The 17,882-nt window shown below is 64.5% G+C and carries 21 protein-coding genes and 1 pseudogene; 15 read left to right on the top strand and 7 right to left on the bottom strand.

Annotation, left to right across the window (positions count from 1 at the left end):
- Positions 1-275: 275 nt before the first annotated feature.
- From M2428_RS18640 to M2428_RS18665, 6 genes and pseudogenes are all read left to right on the top strand, one after another.
- Positions 276-1,649 carry a DJ-1/PfpI family protein gene (locus M2428_RS18640; protein ID WP_277527446.1) on the top strand — a complete coding sequence of 458 codons (1,374 nt, stop codon included), beginning with the start codon at positions 276-278 and terminating at the stop codon, positions 1,647-1,649.
- Between the two features lie 93 nt (positions 1,650-1,742).
- Positions 1,743-2,129, top strand: a complete 387-nt coding sequence (locus M2428_RS18645; protein WP_277527447.1) for a hypothetical protein — start codon at positions 1,743-1,745, stop codon at positions 2,127-2,129.
- A gap of 108 nt (positions 2,130-2,237) precedes the next feature.
- Positions 2,238-3,443 (top strand): histidine kinase, encoded by a 1,206-nt coding sequence (locus tag M2428_RS18650; RefSeq protein ID WP_277527448.1) that lies wholly within the window; start codon positions 2,238-2,240, stop codon positions 3,441-3,443.
- Entirely contained in the window at positions 3,431-4,114 is a 684-nt protein-coding gene (locus M2428_RS18655) for a response regulator transcription factor (protein WP_277527449.1), read from the top strand. Before M2428_RS18650 ends, M2428_RS18655 begins: the two co-directional genes overlap by 13 nt.
- A gap of 38 nt (positions 4,115-4,152) precedes the next feature.
- Positions 4,153-4,332, top strand: a pseudogene (locus tag M2428_RS18660) (aldo/keto reductase); the annotation flags it as partial.
- A 143-nt stretch (positions 4,333-4,475) separates the two neighbouring features.
- On the top strand, positions 4,476-5,060 hold the full coding sequence (locus tag M2428_RS18665; RefSeq protein ID WP_277527450.1) for a 5-formyltetrahydrofolate cyclo-ligase: 585 nt from the start codon (positions 4,476-4,478) through the stop codon (positions 5,058-5,060).
- Between the two features lie 70 nt (positions 5,061-5,130).
- Here the strand turns inward: M2428_RS18665 and M2428_RS18670 are convergent, their stop codons facing one another.
- On the bottom strand, positions 5,131-5,790 hold the full coding sequence (locus M2428_RS18670; protein ID WP_277527451.1) for a cyclodeaminase/cyclohydrolase family protein: 660 nt from the start codon (positions 5,788-5,790) through the stop codon (positions 5,131-5,133).
- Positions 5,791-6,036: 246 nt separating this feature from the next.
- Between M2428_RS18670 and M2428_RS18675 the strand changes: the two genes are divergently transcribed.
- A complete protein-coding gene (locus M2428_RS18675) occupies positions 6,037-6,444 on the top strand; it encodes an SRPBCC domain-containing protein (protein ID WP_277527452.1) in 408 nt (135 codons plus the stop codon).
- A gap of 60 nt (positions 6,445-6,504) precedes the next feature.
- Here M2428_RS18675 and M2428_RS18680 read toward each other — a convergent pair whose 3' ends face one another.
- From M2428_RS18680 to M2428_RS18695, 4 genes are all read right to left on the bottom strand, one after another.
- A complete protein-coding gene (locus M2428_RS18680) occupies positions 6,505-6,897 on the bottom strand; it encodes an SHOCT domain-containing protein (RefSeq protein ID WP_277527453.1) in 393 nt (130 codons plus the stop codon).
- Between the two features lie 143 nt (positions 6,898-7,040).
- Positions 7,041-7,505 carry a PLDc N-terminal domain-containing protein gene (locus M2428_RS18685; protein ID WP_277527454.1) on the bottom strand — a complete coding sequence of 155 codons (465 nt, stop codon included), beginning with the start codon at positions 7,503-7,505 and terminating at the stop codon, positions 7,041-7,043.
- A 140-nt stretch (positions 7,506-7,645) separates the two neighbouring features.
- Positions 7,646-7,801 (bottom strand): hypothetical protein, encoded by a 156-nt coding sequence (locus tag M2428_RS18690; protein ID WP_277527455.1) that lies wholly within the window; start codon positions 7,799-7,801, stop codon positions 7,646-7,648.
- Between the two features lie 144 nt (positions 7,802-7,945).
- Positions 7,946-8,422 (bottom strand): VOC family protein, encoded by a 477-nt coding sequence (locus M2428_RS18695; protein WP_277527456.1) that lies wholly within the window; start codon positions 8,420-8,422, stop codon positions 7,946-7,948.
- Positions 8,423-8,565: 143 nt separating this feature from the next.
- Here M2428_RS18695 and M2428_RS18700 point away from each other — a divergent pair, with 143 nt between their 5' ends.
- The 3 genes from M2428_RS18700 to M2428_RS18710 all read left to right on the top strand — a co-directional run bounded on the left by M2428_RS18700 (position 8,566) and on the right by M2428_RS18710 (position 10,543).
- Positions 8,566-9,009, top strand: coding sequence for a DUF3054 domain-containing protein (locus tag M2428_RS18700; RefSeq protein ID WP_277527457.1), 444 nt, complete (start codon positions 8,566-8,568; stop codon positions 9,007-9,009).
- Between the two features lie 88 nt (positions 9,010-9,097).
- The gene (locus tag M2428_RS18705) at positions 9,098-9,379 is read left to right on the top strand and encodes an Lrp/AsnC ligand binding domain-containing protein (RefSeq protein WP_090580900.1); all 282 of its coding nucleotides are present in this window, start codon (positions 9,098-9,100) and stop codon (positions 9,377-9,379) included.
- Between the two features lie 480 nt (positions 9,380-9,859).
- Positions 9,860-10,543 carry a DedA family protein gene (locus M2428_RS18710; protein ID WP_277527458.1) on the top strand — a complete coding sequence of 228 codons (684 nt, stop codon included), beginning with the start codon at positions 9,860-9,862 and terminating at the stop codon, positions 10,541-10,543.
- 85 nt (positions 10,544-10,628) lie between these two features.
- Here M2428_RS18710 and trpD read toward each other — a convergent pair whose 3' ends face one another.
- Positions 10,629-11,693 carry an anthranilate phosphoribosyltransferase gene (gene trpD / locus M2428_RS18715; RefSeq protein WP_277527459.1) on the bottom strand — a complete coding sequence of 355 codons (1,065 nt, stop codon included), beginning with the start codon at positions 11,691-11,693 and terminating at the stop codon, positions 10,629-10,631.
- Positions 11,694-11,841: 148 nt separating this feature from the next.
- On the opposite strand from trpD, the gene M2428_RS18720 reads away from it, so the two are divergent.
- From M2428_RS18720 to M2428_RS18735, 4 genes are all read left to right on the top strand, one after another.
- Positions 11,842-12,480 carry a heme-copper oxidase subunit III gene (locus M2428_RS18720; RefSeq protein WP_173403075.1) on the top strand — a complete coding sequence of 213 codons (639 nt, stop codon included), beginning with the start codon at positions 11,842-11,844 and terminating at the stop codon, positions 12,478-12,480.
- An 86-nt stretch (positions 12,481-12,566) separates the two neighbouring features.
- Positions 12,567-13,355, top strand: coding sequence for a c-type cytochrome (locus M2428_RS18725; protein WP_277527460.1), 789 nt, complete (start codon positions 12,567-12,569; stop codon positions 13,353-13,355).
- 98 nt (positions 13,356-13,453) lie between these two features.
- Positions 13,454-14,524 carry a ubiquinol-cytochrome c reductase iron-sulfur subunit gene (locus M2428_RS18730; protein WP_277527461.1) on the top strand — a complete coding sequence of 357 codons (1,071 nt, stop codon included), beginning with the start codon at positions 13,454-13,456 and terminating at the stop codon, positions 14,522-14,524.
- Positions 14,502-16,181 carry a ubiquinol-cytochrome c reductase cytochrome b subunit gene (locus M2428_RS18735; protein WP_277527462.1) on the top strand — a complete coding sequence of 560 codons (1,680 nt, stop codon included), beginning with the start codon at positions 14,502-14,504 and terminating at the stop codon, positions 16,179-16,181. Before M2428_RS18730 ends, M2428_RS18735 begins: the two co-directional genes overlap by 23 nt.
- 93 nt (positions 16,182-16,274) lie before the next feature.
- On the opposite strand, the gene M2428_RS18740 is transcribed toward M2428_RS18735, so the two are convergent.
- Entirely contained in the window at positions 16,275-17,066 is a 792-nt protein-coding gene (locus M2428_RS18740) for a GntR family transcriptional regulator (protein ID WP_277527463.1), read from the bottom strand.
- Between the two features lie 294 nt (positions 17,067-17,360).
- Between M2428_RS18740 and M2428_RS18745 the strand changes: the two genes are divergently transcribed.
- Positions 17,361-17,654 carry an HPr family phosphocarrier protein gene (locus M2428_RS18745; RefSeq protein WP_277527464.1) on the top strand — a complete coding sequence of 98 codons (294 nt, stop codon included), beginning with the start codon at positions 17,361-17,363 and terminating at the stop codon, positions 17,652-17,654.
- Positions 17,655-17,882 lie beyond the last annotated feature (228 nt).

A 17,882-nucleotide genomic window follows, 5' to 3' on the forward strand; every position in this document is an offset into this window, starting at 1 on the left:
GGTTTTCTCGCTGCGCACGGACCGTGGAGCAAAGCCGCGCCATGCGGTCGCCGCCAGGATTCTGGTCGGTCACCGCGGAGTGGACCATACAACCTGCGACGTACGCGAAGTGCCCTATGGAGCGGCCAGGTAGTACCCCGGTACCGGTTGGGCCCGTCCAGGAGAGTCCTCGGGGCCGATGTGCGTGGATGGGACGATCCGTAGCGTGAAAGAGCAAGGCTGGGCACATGGAAGGCGATGGGCCCCGCAACTCCACACGGAATCGAGACTCACAAATGGCTTCCCTCTCTACACGAATCATTCATGCCGCCCTCTCGGTTGGATTCTCGCTCCTCGCTGTGGCTGCGATGGCTTTCGCAGGCGCGTCGGTGGCTGATGCGGAAAGTCACGTCCGCCCCGCCGCTCAAGAGACGAAGGAACTGCCCACGAATCAGCCCTCCTCCTCGGGCCCGATAGTTGTCGCCGTCGTCCTGGGCTCGTCAGGAACCGTTGGAAGTGATGTTCTGGCTCCCTACGAAGTATTTGCCAGCTCCCCGGATTTTTCGGTGTACACAATCGCCGCGCAGTCCGCCCCTGCGTCAATAGACGGGGGTCCGGCGATAGTGCCCACATACACGTTCGAGGACGTCCGTTCGGGCAGGGCGCGGCAGCCGGCCGTCGTCGTTGTGCCGGCCGTCGGCGCCCCGGAGGGGCCAGAGGAAACCGCAATGCGCGAGTGGATCGTGGAGCAATCAGGTCGCGGGGCCCGCGTCCTGGGCGTCTGTAACGGATCGAGCGTCCTTGCCGGGACCGGCCTCTTGAACGGGCATAAGGCGACAAGCCACTGGTCCCGTCTGGGTGCCTTCAAGCAGAGTCATCCCGAGGTCCAATGGATGGGAGGTCTGCGATTCGTTCAGGACGGCAGGATCACCACCACGGCCGGCGTAACCTCCGGCATCCCCGGCGCCCTGAAAGTCATGGAGGACATGACGGGTGCTGTCGAAGCCGAACGAGTCGGCCGGCTGATGAAATACCCGGGTTGGCAGGTGGCGGCGACGGCGCAGATACCCGTCCAGTCCTTCGCCGCCTCAGACATTCCCATCGGACTCAACGCCCTCGTCCCGTGGCTCCGGCCGACGATCGGCGTCGGGCTCTTCAACGGGGTGGGTGAGATCGACGTCGCCAGCGCCTTCGAGGTCTACAACATGTCCTTCGCTGCCCGGGCCGTGGCGGTCGGCGCCACTGACACCGTCACCACCAAGCATGGGCTCATTCTCCTGACCGTCCCGGAACATCAGGCTCCCCCGATGGACCGGCTCATCGCCCCCGGCGCGGCCCGGGCCCAGGACATTGATCCGCAATTGCGTGACTGGTCCGCGTCCCGCAGCACGCCCGTCGATGCCTTTGCTGGTGCCGACGGAGGGCTCGGGTTCGACGGCGCCATCGAGTATCTGGCGCAGCACACAGACCGTGCAACGGCTGTATCGGCAGCCAAGATGATCGACTACCCCACGGCGCATCTGGACCTTCCGGCCGGAGGAGCCTCCATCCGGGTTCCCGGACTGATCGCGCTCGGCCTCCTGCTCGCTATATTGGCCGGATCTCTCCCGGTGGCCATTCGAAGCGCCATCCGGCGCCGAAGGGAGGGGCACGGATGGCGGTTGCCATGATTCTGCCGAATTCACGAATATGCTCTCCACAGCCGCCACAACAGGGCCTAGACACACGTTGCTGCTTGGGACTGGACAAAAGGATGGATTTAGATGCCGTTAGATCAGCTTTTCGCAACACTCGCCTGCGCACTTCTGGCCGGCCTGACCATCTTCCAGGGCGCCCTTATCGCCGGAGCTCCGCTGGGAAGAGCGGCGTGGGGCGGACAACACCGCGTCCTCCCTGCCAAACTGAGAATCGGGAGCGCCCTATCCATAGCCGTGTATGCCCTCTTCGCTTATGCAGCGCTGGCCAAGGCTGGTTTGGTCCCGCTGTTGGTCAACGAATCCTTTACTGCCGTCACCATGTGGGTGATGACGGCATACTTCGTGCTCGGAGTCTTCATGAACGGGATCTCCCGCAGCAAACCCGAACGCCTCATCATGACCCCCACCACGTTGGCCCTAGCGGCCCTCTACCTGGTCCTTGCGCTCCACTGATCTCCCGACGGACGGCCGAAGGACCCTTATGCCCTTCACGACAAGTAGAGTTCGGAGCATGACCGGGACGGGGTCGCGACAGGCCCGGCAGCGTTGCCGGTACCGGCTGTGAAGACACCGATTTCGTCGAGCGAACCGCGCGGGCCAGGCGGATGGCGCTCTCGCCCGCGCGTCACGGACCTCCTGGTCGCTGCCGCCTACACAGCACCGGCCCTGGCGGCAGCCATCGCCTTCCGCGGTGGCGAGACCGAAGGGCCGGGGCTCGTTCTCCAGTGTCTCGCCGTGGTGGTTTCCGGCACTGCACTGATCTTCCGCCGGCGAGCTCCGATGTCGTCTTTGGCTGCCACAGCCGGCATCATGCTCATCACGTTCTCGGTCCCGGCGAGCTTCGCAACGGTAGCGACGGCCATGTCGCTGTACGCCGTCGGCGTTTACCGGTCCGCGCGGCACGCCGTCCTTTCCCTTCTGGGGACCAGTGCGATCCTCCTTGTGGCCGCGGCCCTGCAGCCGCTGTCGATGGTGGACCTTGGCCAAGCCGTCCAGGCGATTGCCGTCCTGGTGATCGCGACACTGATCGGCCTGAACGTACGCACGCGCCGCCGCTACGTGAGCGCCCTCGTGGACCGTGCAGACCGGCTGATGCGTGAACGGGAGCATCTGGCCAGCATCGCGGCCGCCGCGGAGCGCAACGCGATCGCCCGGGAGATGCACGACATCGTCGCGCATGGATTGGCTGTGATGATTTCCCTGGCCCATGGTTCGGCCGAGATCGCCTCCACTGATCCTGCCCGCGCCGTCCAAGCCATGCGTCAAGTCGCCGAGACGGGGCGCGTGGCGGTGACGGATATGCGCCGGATGCTCGGAGTTCTGAACGAAGGCCATACCGGTGAGTTGGCCGGTGCGGCAGTACCTTCGCCGGCGGTGGGGGACATTGCCGATTTGGTGGAGCTCTTCCGTTCTGCGGGCCTTCCGGTGGCCCTGCAGTCGGCTGGTGTTCCTCCGGCCGATCCCGGAATCCAACTAGCTATCTACCGTGTCGTCCAGGAAGGGCTCACTAATGCGTTTAAGTACGCAAGAGCAGCAACAGCTGTCACGGTTCGTACGGAGTTCAGCCCGCAGACGATCGTGGTCTCGGTGACCGACGACGGGCAACCGGAGGCTGCCCCTGCCGACCATGCCGGGCGTGGCGTCGCGGGAATGCGTGAGCGCGTCGCACTGTACAGCGGCACGCTGCGCGCGGGTCCCCTGACCAACGGTGGATGGTCTGTGACCGCCCGGTTCCCGCCGCAGGACGGATCTCCATGGCAACGGTAGCTGCCCCGCCCGGGCGTCCGATCCGGGTACTGCTCGTAGATGACCAGACACTTGTCCGGATGGGTTTCCGCATGGTGCTTGATGCCCAGGACGGGGTGGAAGTTGCTGGGGAAGCCGCTGACGGCAGGATCGGCATCGACATGTGTCGAACACTGGCGCCGGACGTGGTCCTGATGGATGTGCGCATGCCCGACACGGACGGCATCACCGCGACCCGGCGCATTGTCGAGGAGTGCCCGCAGTCACGGGTCATTGTCTTGACGACATTTGACCTCGACGAGTATGCCTTCGCGGCGCTCCGGGCCGGTGCCAGCGGTTTTCTGCTCAAGGACGTCGGGCCCTCTGAATTGCTTGCCTCCATCAGGGCCGTCGCCGGAGGAGACGCCGCCATTTCCTCCAGGGTCAGCCGCCGGATGCTGGAGCTCTTCAGCCAGCGGCTTCCCTCCGGGCCCCCCGCCGCGGGCGACGAAGCGGTGGCGGCCCTGACACCGAGGGAACTGGAAATTCTCGTGGCCATCGCGCGGGGACTGACAAACACCGAGATCGGGGAACGACTGACCGTGGCGGAATCAACGGTCAAAACCCATGTGGGCCGCGTCCTTATGAAACTCGGGCTGCGCGACCGTGTACACGCCGTCATCTTCGCCTATGAACACGGCTTGGCAAGCTAGCGGCGGCCGAACTGAACCCCGCGAGGGATGCCCTGTCAGGGCTGTCCGAGGCCTCAGCCGCCACCATCCGGGCGGCACACGCCGTCTTCCCGGTGACGGCCGTGCAGAGCGAGTACTCCCTGTGGACACGGGATCCGGAGCCGGAAGTGCTGCCAGCGCTGGCCGAACTTGGCATCGGGTTCGTTCCCTTTAGCCCGCTCGGCAAGGGCTTCCTCACAAACGTCCTCCAGCTCGTGGGGTCCCGGCCGGGCCTGACTAACAGCGGGGGTGCCAGTCGCCACGGAACCCCTGGCCAGCGGCGATTTTGTGGTGACACTCTGAAGAAGGTGCGGGCAGCGGGAACTAGGGCTAGTGTCGCGGCATGGTGTCGGACGCTTTATTGAGGGATGCGAAGAGTGTCTTGCGCGCCGAGGTTCGTCTCGGCCGCCGGGCTCGATCGGTGAGTGAACGGGAAGCGGCCACGGCCGGCTTGACGGAGAATTTAATCGCTCTGGTCCGTCGCCGTGCACCCGCCTTGGTCGGCTGCTACCTGTCTGGGTCAGATGAACCGAACACGCGGCCGTTCTTGAGCTGGGCCGCCGCCAACGGCGTTGAGGTTCTGGTTCCAGTGAGCAGACGGGACGGGCTCTTGGACTGGGTGCAGGCACGAGGAGGGCCCGAACAGATTGGCCTGTTCGGCATCTCTGAAATGGTTGGCGAAGTTGTCGGCCCCAGTGTGTTCCAGAGTGTTGAACTGCTGCTTATTCCCGCTGCCGCGGTCGACTTGTCGGGAATGAGGATGGGGTGGGGGCGCGGGTACTTTGACCGGGCTCTCGAGTCGCTAAGGGAGCACCCTCCGGTGTTCGCTGTTGTCTACGACGACGAGTTGCTTGACTCGGTCCCGGCAGAGAGCCATGACATACCTGTCAATGGGGTAGTCACACCGAGTCAGACCCGCGAGTTCTGACCAGCCTCATCCCAGATGCCCGGACAGTCGAGCTTTTGACCCTGCAGGATGGACCGGCCGTTGCGCCGCATCAGACGACGTCGGTTGGGGCGGCGCGGTGATCGATCCCGGAGGTCAGTTCGTCGATCCGTTCAAGGGCGGCGTTGAAATGCTCGACCGTCGCCCAAAGTGACGGATGCTGCTCCCTGATGTCCTCGAGGGTGGTTCCCGCGGTGGCAAGCGCGGCGAGATCGAAACTGACATTGGTGCGCGCCCCTGTCACCGCTGCCCTTAAGGCACCGAACGCGACGACGACATCAGCAATGAGGGCCGGGTTACCGTTGGATGCGAGCCATCCCAGATCCCCGATGGCATCGATGGCCCGCTCGCCGAGCACGGCGGATGCCTTGGCAGCGACTACGGATGCCCGGTGGATTGCCTCCTCGCGCTCCGGTCCCGGCTCCAGCCGAAACGCGGCCCCGAAAGCCTTAGATGCTGTCGCATCGTCATCGGCCAGTTGAAGGGCGACTTCTCGCAGAGAACGCGCCCGCCCGTGAACATTGCTGAGTTCACCAAGCTGGTGCTCCTCCGCTTCTGTATATCCGGCCACCATCGATGTCAGGGACGCAGCGATGGCAAGCATTACTCCAGCCCCGGCCCCGCCACCTGGCGAACCAATGGACTCTGCCAAAGCCCGCGTCCAATCCTCGACGGTCGAGCGCTGAGTTGTCACCGCTTCAGAATCAGCCATGACACTAAGTGTGCCCGCTAATTGAGGGGCCCGCTGAACTAGCACCCGGCCAGGAGGGAATAAGCGATGAGCGGAGCTCCCCGAAAGTCTGATGGGACAGTCGGGGCCAAGCGCCGGTCGCGGGCACCGGCTGTACCACCTCCAGCCGGCCGGTCTCGCCCAGATCGGTGGCTGGGTGAAGCACTTCGAGCATTACTGGACCCAGCGCCTCGACGCGCTTGTAGGCCTTCTGGACGAGGAGAAACCATGACCGAAAACACGATCCGGCTTGAGCGCCACATACCGCACCCGAGCTCAGCAGTGTGGGCAGCTTTCACTTCACCCGAATTGCTTTGCCGCTGGTGGGCGCCGGGCGACATTGCACCCACCGTGGGCCACCGCTTCACAATGGATATGGGTCCGTGGGGCCAGCAGCAGTGTGAAGTCCTCGCAGTGGAGCCCGGCGAGTTGATCAGCTTCCTGTTCTCCGAGGGCCAGCTGGACACCACCGTTAAGTGGCGTCTTGAGACGGTTGAAGATGGCACCGTCCTACACCTCGAGCATGGGGGCTTCAATCTCGACACCCCATTGGGCCAGCAAGCCTTTGAAGGCATGGGCAACGAGTGGCCGGGCCTGCTTTCGCGGGTCGACGGGGTGCTGTCCGGCGTTTCTTGACCCGACTCAGCGAGCCCCGCCAATGGACTTTATGACGCACTCGCAGGCACGTCCCGCCAATCAGGCCTGGCTCAGCGCCTTGGCCTTGACAGCGTCGAACTCGCTCTGAGTCAGCGTGCCGGCGTCGAGGAGTTCCTTGGCCTTCGCAATTTCCTGGGTGGGGGATGCCGCGGCCACGGAGCGGATGTACTCATTAGTGGCGGCCTTGGCCTGCTCTGAACTCTTCGCCTGGCGCTCGGCCATGCTGCGGCCCCGCGCGATCAGGTACACAAGAACCGTCAGGAACGGCACGAAGACGAGGAATATGATCCACACAGCCTTGAGCCAGCCACTGAGCTCGTGGTCCCGGAAGATGTCGGTGATAACGGCAAACAGCGCGAAAAGGTAGGCGACGAACGCGAATCCCCAAAAGAACAGCCAAATGACGCTCCAGAATTGCTCCACGGGAGCCATCCTTTCGTTCTGAGGAAGCCCTGCTGGCATTCCTTACGCGCCAAGGTAGTCCGCCGGGATATCCGCCGTTAGGACCATAAGGCCTGAATTTGCCGAGGTGGAGCCCATATACCGTCCCAGTTGCAGCTCCGGCCAGGTGCCTTTTACCGGAGCGCCCTGGCCTTCAGCATCTGGAATTCATCGCCGGTGATTGTGCCTTCATCAAGGAGTTTCTTGCCCGCCGCGATCTGTTCCGCCGGGTTGATGTTGGCGGTCCGCCGGATGTATTCAGCCATGTCTTCCCTCGCGACGTCCTGACGGGCGGATTGCCTGATGGCCATTTGCTGTCCGTAGAACATTATGTAGGCCAGGCAACCGAGGAGCGGAAACAACAGAACACCCAGAATCCACAGGGCTTTTACCCACCCTGCCCGCAGGCTGTCCGCGAAGATGTCCCGGATGACGAGAAAAAGCAGGATCAAATACGCCGCAAACATGACGAACGAAAACATGAGCCAAATGAAGTCCCAAAATCCCATGACCTTCGCCTTTCGCGAAACCGGTGAAGAGGCAACGATGTGTTCAGCGGCGATGCCGGGCCATCCGGCGTGGCAGGCGGCTTTGCGCAAGTGAAACGCTAGGACCCGTTTCGGCACCAGCCTACGCACGGGGACCTCGTTGTCAACGAGCCTGTCAACGGGCTGGTCAATGAACTGTAGAGCGGTAGCGCGAGGCGGGCCAAGACGAGGCGGACCTCGGAATGGCGGGACTAGAAGAAGTGCAGCTCACTGCCCGCGTCTGGGGAAGGATGCACCACGGGAGCTTGGCCGAGCTCGAGCAGGATGTCGTTAATGCTCAGCTGGCCGTCCAGCTGAGGATCCAGCTGCACCGGGACAACAGCCTCCGGAACGGCGTCGCTACTCATGCCACGATCATATGTGCGGACCATCCCCCAGCCCGGGGGCCACGCCGACTGCGGGCCAGGGCCGGCCTCAGCCCGGGCCCGCAGCGCAGTCCGGCGCCCTGGTTTCCGGCGCCGGAGGCCAACCGGCGGTGAGGCGCCGAGGCGTCAGGCGCCGTCGTAGGCAGTCTGAAGGGCGGCGATGTCCAGCTTGCGCATGCCGAGCATTGCTTGCATGGCGCGCTGGGCGCCGTCGGGGTCGGGGCCACCGATCAGTTGTTCCAGCACTGACGGCACAACCTGCCACGACACCCCGTAGCGGTCCTTGAGCCAACCGCACTGGCTTGCTTGGCCGCCCTCGGTCAGGACCGACCAGTACCGGTCCACTTCCTCCTGCGAGGCGCAGTCGATGACAAAGGACACCGCCTCATTGAACGTGAAGGCCGGCCCTCCGTTCAATGCAGTGAAGGTGCGCCCGTCAAGCTCGAAGCGAACAGTGATCGCCTGGCCGGCCGGCCCGGGACCGCCCTCGCCATACCGCGCGACGTCGAGGATTTTGCCGCCGTCGAAGATGGAGACGTAGTACTCGGCGGCTTCCTCGGCCTGGCTGTCGAACCACAGGCAGGTGGTGATCTTTTCGCTCACAGCGCTCCCCTTGCATTCGCCCGTGCCACCGGCTGGCTCCGGCGGCGATCAGAGGCATGGGACCGAGCCTAGCCCCACGGTGATTTCGGGCACAACGACTTCCGCCGGCCGGACGTCACCCGGACGGGACTAGGCTTGGACGTATGCCTTCTCCAACCCCCAGACTCCCCCGTTCCTCCGCCCAGGACGCTCCAAGTACCGGCCTCCGGCCCGGGCAGACCGCCGCGCTGGCCGCTTCCGCGGATGCGCTCCTGATCCTGCTCTTCGCGGCGATTGGGCGCGACGCGCACCAGCGCGGGGACATCATCACCGGCGTCTTTGCGACGGCGTGGCCGTTCCTGGCGGGCGCGGCACTGGCATGGCTCGCCCTCCGGCTGTGGCACGACCCCCTGCGGGTGTGGCCCGCCGGCGTCGCCGTCTGGCTCGGAACCGTCGCCGTCGGCATGATTCTGCGAGCCGTCACCGGGCAGACGGTGGTGCTGCCGTTCATCATCGTGGCGCTGATGAGCCTGGGCGTTTTCCTCCTGGGTTACCGCCTTTTGGCCGCGGGCGTGCGGCGGTTGCGTTCACGCCGCCGCCAGGCCTAATGCACTAGGCTGGCAGAAGATGGCAGCGCCCGGACAGGGGCCGCCGACAGGCCCGCAAACGGCGCAACCGATCCGGAAAGGCTCACACGTGGTCACCGCATTCGTCCTGATCAAGACAGACGCTTCACGCATCCCGGAGACCGCCGAGGAAATCTCCGCTATCGCCGGCATCAGCGAGGTCTATTCCGTCACGGGCGAGTGGGACCTGATCGCCATCGCCCGCGTGGCCAAGCACGAGGACTTGGCGGAAGTTATCGCGGACAAGCTCTCGAAGGTTCGGGGCGTGGCCCACACCACCACCCAGATCGCCTTCCGCGCATACTCACAACACGACCTCGACGCGGCCTTTGCCCTCGGTTTCGAGCAGTAGCGACAAGTAGCACCAGGCGTGCGTGGTCTTGGATCAGGCCGCCTTGCCGCTCGTGAACCATGCTGCCGTCCAAGGGCGATCACGCGACCTCTGGCCCACGCCTACCGAAAAAAATTGCATAGAAGCTTAGTGTCGATGCAGTCAACGTAGGGGGAATGCGTGATGGACAAGACAACGAGCCCAAGCCGGACCAGGCATTGCCACCCTCGCGTACAGACCTGATTTTTCTCCATCGTCTGCAGGCTGGTGGTTGCCGATGATCCGACCGGAGTCCCGGGGCTGAGCCGCCGCCAGACCTGAAACGCGGTGCCGCCACCGGCCCGGGCCGTGACTGTTGCGTGCTCTTGACTCGGCCCCCGCCGCAAGCGTATACAAGGGCCATCCCGGCGTCGTCGGGGGGTCACGACCGCAGAACTAACGCGGGCAGCGCTGGGACCGTCGTTATGAACCACGGCGGAGCAGCGGAGTGAGGTGTGAGCGATGACCGGATTGGCTGCCCTCCGCTTCGTGGCGCTCGGCTGGGCAGGCTTCGTCGCCGCGGAAGCAGGGATTGCGGACGAATGGGGGTACTACTTCGGCGTCTTCGTGATTGTGCTGGCCCAGTGCGCCGGCGTACCGCTTCCCGCCGTGGCCGTACTGCTTGGGGCCTACGCCTCGGCGCGCCACGGAGATCTGAACCTTGCTGCCGTTATCGCGGTCGGCAGCCTGGGCGCCATGCTCGGGAGCACTATTGGCTACGTACTTGGGCGGGTGGGAGGCCGTCCCTTGATGCTGCGACTTGCACAGCGCTTCCACGCCGACGAGAGTCGCATCGTCCAAATGGAGTCGTTCTTCGATCGGCACGGCGGCAAAGCCCTGTTCTTCGGCCGCTGGGTCATTGTCGTCCGGCTCTGGGGCGCCATTGCCGCGGGGGCTGCCAAGATGCCGTGGCCCAAGTTCCTGCTGTGGACCATCACAGGGTCCATTGCCTGGGTCGCGAGCCTCAGCGTTCTCGCCTATCTGGCCGGGGCGCTGGCCCATGCCATCGGTGACGCTCTCGACATCGGCGGCTGGGTGCTGGTCCCCATCGTCGTGCTTGGCCTGGTGATCGTCTGGCGCCGACGCAGACGCCGGAAGCTCAAGTCAGCGGGAGGGTCAGGGGACGGCGTGCCCGACGCCGAATGAAGCCGGGGCCTCGCTGTCCCGCCGGGATCAACCAATTTGCTCCGCGGCTTCTGCACCCGCTTGGTGCGCGCTAGTCTGGCGGCGCTTACGCGGCGGTCTGCGACAAAGCGACCCACCTGTCCAGCGCCGCGGCCGCGGCGCCGGATTCAATGGACTGCTCGGCGCGCTTGAACGCGGCGGCCATGCGCTCCGCCAGCGGACCGACGGCGTCGAGGTCGAACGCGACCAGCCCGGCCGCGGCATTGAGCAGCGCCGCATCACGGGCCGGACCCGGTGCACCGCCAAGGACAGCGCGAACGACGGCGGCATTGGCCACGGCGTCACCGCCGCGCAGCTCCTCCAGCGTGGCCGTCCGGATGCCGAGGTCGCGCGGATCAAACATCTCTTCCGTGACCTCACCATTGCGGATCTCCCACACGCGCGACGGGCCGGTGGTGGTGAGCTCATCCAGGCCGTCATTCCCGCGGAAAACCAGGCCGCGGCTGCCGCGCTTGGCCAGCACTCCGGCCACCAGGGGCGCCATCTGCTCGTTGGCGACGCCCACGGCCGAGGCCTGGACATGGGCCGGGTTGATCATGGGGCCCAGGAAGTTGAACGCAGTCGGAACGCCGAGTTCGCGGCGGGCGACGGCGGCATGCCGCATCGAGGGGTGGAACACCTGGGCGAAGCAAAACGTGATTCCCGCCTCTTCGGCATTGAGCGCCACACGGGGAATGGGAAGATCCAGCCTGACGCCGAGGGCCTCCAGGACATCGGCGGATCCGGATGAGGACGACGACGCTCGGTTGCCGTGCTTGACCACCTTGGCCCCCGCTCCGGCGGCGATCAGGGCAGCCATCGTGGAGATGTTGACAGTGTTCTGCTGATCGCCACCCGTTCCGACAATGTCCAACTTCTCACCGGCAATGTCAATGGGGTTGGCGTTGGAGATCATCGCCTCCACCAGGCCAGAGAGCTCATCCACGGTCTCGCCCTTGGAGCGCAGGGCCACCAGGAATCCCGCCACCTGGGCCGGCGTCGCTTCACCGGACATGATGGAGTTCATGGCCCACTCAGTGCTCCCGGCGGTGAGGTCCACGCCGCTGATGAGCGCGTTGATGAGCCGCGGCCAGGTGTTGCCTGCCGCCTGTGCAGATGCCTGTGAAGTCACCTCCCGATGCTATCGAGGTCGGCCCCGCAAAGACCAATGTGAACCCCTCCGGGAACTTTTCCGCGCGAATTCGCGTCTTTGTAGAAAAAGTCCCCCGAAAACGCGGTTTGCGTTGGGCAGGACGGACTTTTATAGACATAATGTCTATGTGACATCTGCGACCCATGCCCCCAGTACCCCGGCGCACCCGACGCTGAACCGCCCGAACATGGTTTCTGTTGGAACCGTTGTGTGGCTGTCCAGTGAGTTGATGTTCTTCGCCGGTCTCTTCGCCATGTACTTCACACTCCGTTCGACTTCCGGACTGATGTGGGCCGAAGAGACAGCCAAGCTCAACTTCCCGTTTGCGCTCGTTAACACGATCGTCCTCGTGGCAAGTTCCTTTACTTGCCAGATGGGCGTCTTCGCTGCCGAGCGGCTCCAGCCGCGCCGGACCGGCGGACGCTTCAGCTTCACCCAGTGGGGAATGAACGGATGGTTCATCCTGACGTTCCTCATGGGTTCCTTCTTCGTCGCCGGCCAGGCGACCGAGTACGCCATGCTCGTTTCCGAGCATGTCTCGCTGTCCTCCAACGCCTACGGTTCAGCCTTCTACATAACGACGGGCTTCCACGGCCTGCACGTCATCGGCGGTCTGATTGCCTTCCTGCTCATCATGGGCCGCTCCTTCGCCGCGAAGAAGTTCGGACACTTCGAGGCAACCTCGGCGATTGTCACCTCGTATTACTGGCACTTCGTGGACGTCGTCTGGATTGGCCTCTTCCTGGTCATCTACGTCCTCAAGTAGTCAGACTTGACTCTTTTTCTACAAGAGGCAGAATTTCAAGAAGCGGCTCCCGGAGCCACCGTAGGATCGAATAAAGGAACCACCACGTGAAGGCACTCTCGCAGAAGCGACGTCACCCACTGGCAGCAATTGCACTGCTGCTAATGGGCCTCTTGGTCACGGGTGGGCTGTACGCCGTTGCCACCACCGTCAACCAGGCCAAGGCCGACACCACCACCTACAGCGCAAGCGACGTAGAGGAAGGCGGCAAACTTTTTGCCGCCAACTGCGCCACCTGCCACGGCATGGGTGCCAACGGCTCGCAGGCCGGGCCGTCCCTTGTAGGCGTCGGCGCCGCCGCTGTTGACTTCCAGGTTGGTACCGGCCGCATGCCCATGGAGATGAACGGCCCGCAGGCCTACCAGAAGCCCGCCCAGTTCAACGAGGAACAGACCAAGCAGCTGGCTGCTTACGTTGCCTCCCTCGGCCCCGGCCCGGCCATCCCCGAGGCGGGTGTGCTCGATGAGAAGGGCAACGCCGCCAACGGTGGCGAGCTGTTCCGCACGAACTGCGCCATGTGCCACAACGCTGCCGCTGCCGGCGGTGCACTCACCCGGGGCAAGTTCGCCCCGGCCCTCGCGGGTGTCTCCGGTCAGCACATCTACGAAGCCATGGTCACCGGCCCGCAGAACATGCCGGTCTTCAGTGACGCGAACATTTCCCCCGAGGGCAAGCGCGACATCATCACCTTCCTGAAGCAGATTGAGGCCAACGGTTCACCCGGCGGCGCCGATCTTGGGGCACTGGGACCCGTGTCCGAAGGTCTCTTTGTCTGGATTGCCGGCCTGGGCGTCATCATCGCGTTCACCATCTGGCTCACATCCCGCACCTCCTAGTGCGGACGCACCTGTAAGAATTTTCTGCTGATCCGTCAGCAGTTTGAATTGAAACCTAACTCGGCACATGCCGAGACGAGAGAAGGATGAGGCGAATTATGGGCAACCATAGTGACGGCAGTCCGAACCACTCGGGCACCGTAGCTACGGCTGGTCAGAATGAGGTGGAGAAGTTCCAGGATCCTGGAATTCCCCCGCACCGTTTGCGCCTGGCCGACACGGACCCGAGGGCCGCAAAGAAAGCAGAACGGCAGGTAGCCCTTCTGTTCGGTATCTCAGTCGTTGGCACCCTGATATTCCTGGTGGCGTACTTCGCGATCGATCTGGGGAATGATTCCTCGATCGCCACGATCCGCCTCCAGAACGCATTGCTCGGCATCGGCACCGCGTTGGCGATGCTCGGCATCGGCACCGGCATCGTCCACTGGGCCAAGGCCCTCATGCCGGACCACGAGGTCTCGGAAGAGCGCCACGCGATCCGCACCGAGGAAGACCGCCAGGCTGCCGTACGGATCGTCGATGACATTGTGGAAGAAACCGGCATCAAGCGCCGGCCGCTGATCCGCAATACGCTCCTCGGCGCCATGGCCCTCGCGCCTTTGCCCGCCCTGGCCATCTTTGGTGACCTCGGTCCCCGGCCGGACGACAAGCTGGCCCACACGATGTGGGCCCCGCAGGACGGCAAACTCAAGCGCCTCGCCCGCGACCCCGATGGCACTCCCATCAAGGCAGCGGACGTCACCATTGGCTCTGCTTTCCACGTCATTCCCGAAGGCCTGAACGAGCTGCACGAAGGCAAGCTGAACGAGAAGGCGAAGTCTGTTGTCCTGCTCATGCGCCTGAACCCGGAGGAGCTCCACCCCTCTCCCGGCCGCGCGGACTGGGCCTACAACGGAATTGTTGCCTACTCCAAGATCTGCACCCACGTCGGTTGCCCTGTTGCCCTGTACGAGCAGCAGACCCACCACCTGCTGTGCCCGTGCCACCAGTCAACCTTCGACCTGACCCAGGAATGCAAGGTTATCTTCGGACCGGCCAGCCGTCCTCTGCCCCAGCTGCCTATCGCAGTGGACTCCGAGGGCTACCTGGTTGCCACGAGCGACTTCCATGAACCCGTTGGACCGACTTACTGGGAGCGTGAGCAGCATGTCCTCATCCCTAACGCCTGATGCCCCCGCCTTTGTCGCCAAGACTTCGGGCGGGCGCATCACCGACTTCGTCGACCAGCGTGTTGGCGGCTCCGGAATCCTCCGCGAATTCGGCCGGAAGGTCTTCCCGGACCACTGGTCGTTCATGTTCGGCGAAGTGGCGCTCTATTCCTTCGTCATCCTGCTGCTCTCGGGCACGTTCCTGACCTTCTTCTTCGATCCGTCCATGGCGGAGACGCACTACGCGGGCTCCTACACGCCGCTGACGAACGTTGAAATGTCGGTGGCGTACAGCTCCTCGCTGAACATCTCCTTCGATGTCCGCGGCGGCATGTTCATGCGCCAGGTGCACCACTGGTCGGCCCTGCTGTTCGTCGCCTCCGTGTCCGTGCACATGCTGCGCGTGTTCTTCACCGGCGCGTTCCGCAAGCCCCGCGAGCTGAACTGGGTGGTGGGCAGCGTCCTGCTGATCCTGTCCATGGCTGCAGGCTTCACCGGCTACTCGCTCCCCGATGACCTGCTCTCCGGCAACGGCCTGCGCATCATCGACGGCGTCATCAAGTCCATCCCGGTCATCGGCACCTACACCTCGTTCTTCCTCTTCGGTGGTGAGTTCCCGGGCACCATGATCATCAGCCGCCTGTACACGCTCCACATCCTCCTGGTTCCGGCGCTCATCCTGCTGATGATCGTGATGCACCTCTTCATGGTGGTTGTGCACAAGCACACGCAGTACCCCGGCCCCGGACGCAATGACGGCAACGTCGTCGGCTACCCCCTGGGGCCGGTATACGCGGCGAAGGCTGGCGGCTTCTTCTTTATCGTGTTCGGTGTCGTTGCCATCATGGCGGCGTTCTTCACCATCAACCCGATCTGGAACTACGGCCCGTACGACCCCTCGCCGGTTTCGGCAGGCACGCAGCCTGACTGGTACATCGGCTTTGTTGATGGCGCCCTGCGCCTGATGCCGGGCACGATCGGTGACTGGAAGGTCGAGCAGGTGTGGTTCGGCCACATGTTCACGTTCAACGTGCTGCTGCCGGCCCTGGTCCCCGCAGGCATCCTTTTCACCGTCATGTTCGCCTACCCGTGGATCGAACGCTGGATCACCAAGGACAACCGCGAGCACCACGTCCTGGACCGTCCCCGCAACGCTCCTACCCGGACGGCGATTGGCATGGCCGGTTTCGTCTGGTACTGCGTTATGTGGGCCGCGGCAGGCTCCGACCTCATCGCCACCCACTTCCACGTGGCCCTGAACGATGTGACTTACTGGCTGCGCGCACTGTTCTTCATCGGCCCAGTTATCGCGTTCATCGTCACGAAGCGCGTCGCCCTGGCGCTCCAGCGCAAGGACCGCGAGATTGCCTTGCACGGCCGTGAAACCGGCCGCATCGTGCGCCTGCCGCACGGCGAGTTCATCGAGGTCCACGCCCCGCTGGACGAATACAAGCGCTACAAGCTGATCGGCTTCGAGTCACCGGTTCCGCTGCCCGCGGTGCCGAACGAGCACGGTGTGGTAGACCGCAAGGAAAAGCGCCGCGCGAAGCTGTCCCGCTGGTTCTTCGAGGACCGGGTAGCCCCGGCCACTCCGGCAGAGCTGGAGGCCGCTCACGGCCACCACGGCGCCCACGAGGCCGTCGAAGCGGCAGAGTCTCAGAAGACGCTGAGCCACTAGGCAGCACCAAGCAATACACAGGAAGGCCCGGTCCCCAAAGGGACCGGGCCTTCCGTTGTATCTGCCGCCAGACGAACAACGGCTCTGTTGTGGCTAGGGGCGGTACCCCGAGGCGTAGTTGCGGGTGGGCCGGACGCCGGGGCGCTGCAGGGGCACCCAGAGCTTGTAGCGGTCAGCCCGATAGTAGGACACGGAATAGTCCACCATGGCGCGGGCCACGAACGCGTGGCGCTGGATCTTCAGCAGCGGCGTTCCGACCTCGACGTTCAGGAGCCGGGCCGTGGACGGCGATGCGGCTGTCGCCTCGATCATGTCCTCGCCCCATTCCATCACCAGCCCGTAGCGTTCGCTCAGCACGTTGTAGAGGGATGTGGGCGGCTCGCCGTCCAGCAGGCCGGGGACCCGGTGGGCCGGAATGAAGTTCTCGTCCACGCTCATTGGCTCGTTGTCGGCCAGCAGAAGGCGCCGGAACCGGACCAGGGGCGTGCCCTCCTCCAGCTGGAGTTCACGGGCCAGGAAAGCGCTGGCGCTGATTTGCTCGAAGCTCAGGACCTTGGCGGCCGGGACCATGCCGCGGCGCTGCATCTCCTCGCTGTAGGAGGTGAGCTTTACCTGGAGATCCAGTTTGGGTTTGCGCACAAACGTGCCCAGCCCCACGACGCGCTCAATGACTTCCTCGCCCACAAGGGCATCAATGGCCTGGCGGACAGTCATCCGGGCCAGGCCGAAGCGCTGTGCGAGGTCACGCTCGGACGGCAGCGCGGAACCCGGCGGGCAGGCGGCACCGATGTGCGCCCGCAGGATTTCCCGCAACTGCACGTAGATCGGCACCCCGCTCTGGCGGTCGATCTCGCCGATCATCTTGGACGCATTAGAGGACGCCATGGGTCAGCCTCCGGTTGGGGCGCGGCGCGGGAAAAACACTCATATCTCAAGGGTAAGCCCGTACCCCGGCAGGTCTAGACCACGGCGCCGACTCAAGTCGTGCGGGCCCCTCCCCCGCAGCTACCCTTGAACTCATAAGCCGGAACCGGGCAACGGAGCCCGCCCAGCCTGATGGAACGCCAGTCCGATGCGCCGCCAGACATACGGCATGCCAGTCGACGGAACGCCTGTTGCATTGAACAGCCCGTCCGGTGGCACCACCCAGAGAACCAACACCAGCATGAGGGAGTCCCGTTGCCAGTTCGCAAGGCAATCGTCACGGCCGCAATCGGCCTCCACGCCCGGCCGGCGGCAGTATTTGTCCGGGCCGTAACGGCCACCGGCCTCCCGGTGACCATCAGCAAGGACGGCAGGCCCGGCGTCGACGCCCGCTCGCTGCTGGAGGTCATGACCGAGGACTTCGAGTGTGGCTGCGAAGTGGAGTTGGCCGTCGCGGCGGACGCCCTCCCGGCCTTCTGCAGCCTCGCGGAGGCCGAGAGTGCGCTGGAGGACCTCCGGATCCTCCTGGAGTCGGCAGCGGCCGCCTGAGTCCCTCACGCGGCCTCCTACGCCCGGCCCTTGCGCCAGGTCCTCGGGCCCGAGCCGCAGACATCCCCGACGCACGCAGCGCGCAGCATTACCCAGTCCATAGGCACAAACGGCGGCGGGCTTCCTGGCAGGGGGGCGGTTTCAAGGGGTCGTTGCAACACCGCTGGTGGCTAGGTGGTCATTAGTAGATCACGCAGACGCTCGGCTGGGGTATCCCAGTCGAGCGTT

Origin of the sequence: Arthrobacter sp. ES3-54, from assembly GCF_029504395.1 — a bacterium.
Lineage (GTDB): Bacteria > Actinomycetota > Actinomycetes > Actinomycetales > Micrococcaceae > Arthrobacter.

Excerpts from the sequence above, each read along its gene's own strand:
- M2428_RS18640 (WP_277527446.1), top strand. The coding sequence starts at position 276 with ATGGCTTCCCTCTCTACACGAATCATTCATGCCGCCCTCTCGGTTGGA.
- M2428_RS18645 (WP_277527447.1), top strand. The coding sequence starts at position 1,743 with ATGCCGTTAGATCAGCTTTTCGCAACACTCGCCTGCGCACTTCTGGCC.
- M2428_RS18655 (WP_277527449.1), top strand. The coding sequence starts at position 3,431 with ATGGCAACGGTAGCTGCCCCGCCCGGGCGTCCGATCCGGGTACTGCTC.
- M2428_RS18665 (WP_277527450.1), top strand. The coding sequence starts at position 4,476 with ATGGTGTCGGACGCTTTATTGAGGGATGCGAAGAGTGTCTTGCGCGCC.
- M2428_RS18670 (WP_277527451.1), bottom strand. The coding sequence starts at position 5,790 with ATGGCTGATTCTGAAGCGGTGACAACTCAGCGCTCGACCGTCGAGGAT.
- M2428_RS18675 (WP_277527452.1), top strand. The coding sequence starts at position 6,037 with ATGACCGAAAACACGATCCGGCTTGAGCGCCACATACCGCACCCGAGC.
- M2428_RS18680 (WP_277527453.1), bottom strand. The coding sequence starts at position 6,897 with ATGGCTCCCGTGGAGCAATTCTGGAGCGTCATTTGGCTGTTCTTTTGG.
- M2428_RS18690 (WP_277527455.1), bottom strand. The coding sequence starts at position 7,801 with ATGAGTAGCGACGCCGTTCCGGAGGCTGTTGTCCCGGTGCAGCTGGAT.
- M2428_RS18700 (WP_277527457.1), top strand. The coding sequence starts at position 8,566 with ATGCCTTCTCCAACCCCCAGACTCCCCCGTTCCTCCGCCCAGGACGCT.
- M2428_RS18710 (WP_277527458.1), top strand. The coding sequence starts at position 9,860 with ATGACCGGATTGGCTGCCCTCCGCTTCGTGGCGCTCGGCTGGGCAGGC.
- M2428_RS18730 (WP_277527461.1), top strand. The coding sequence starts at position 13,454 with ATGGGCAACCATAGTGACGGCAGTCCGAACCACTCGGGCACCGTAGCT.
- M2428_RS18735 (WP_277527462.1), top strand. The coding sequence starts at position 14,502 with ATGTCCTCATCCCTAACGCCTGATGCCCCCGCCTTTGTCGCCAAGACT.
- M2428_RS18740 (WP_277527463.1), bottom strand. The coding sequence starts at position 17,066 with ATGGCGTCCTCTAATGCGTCCAAGATGATCGGCGAGATCGACCGCCAG.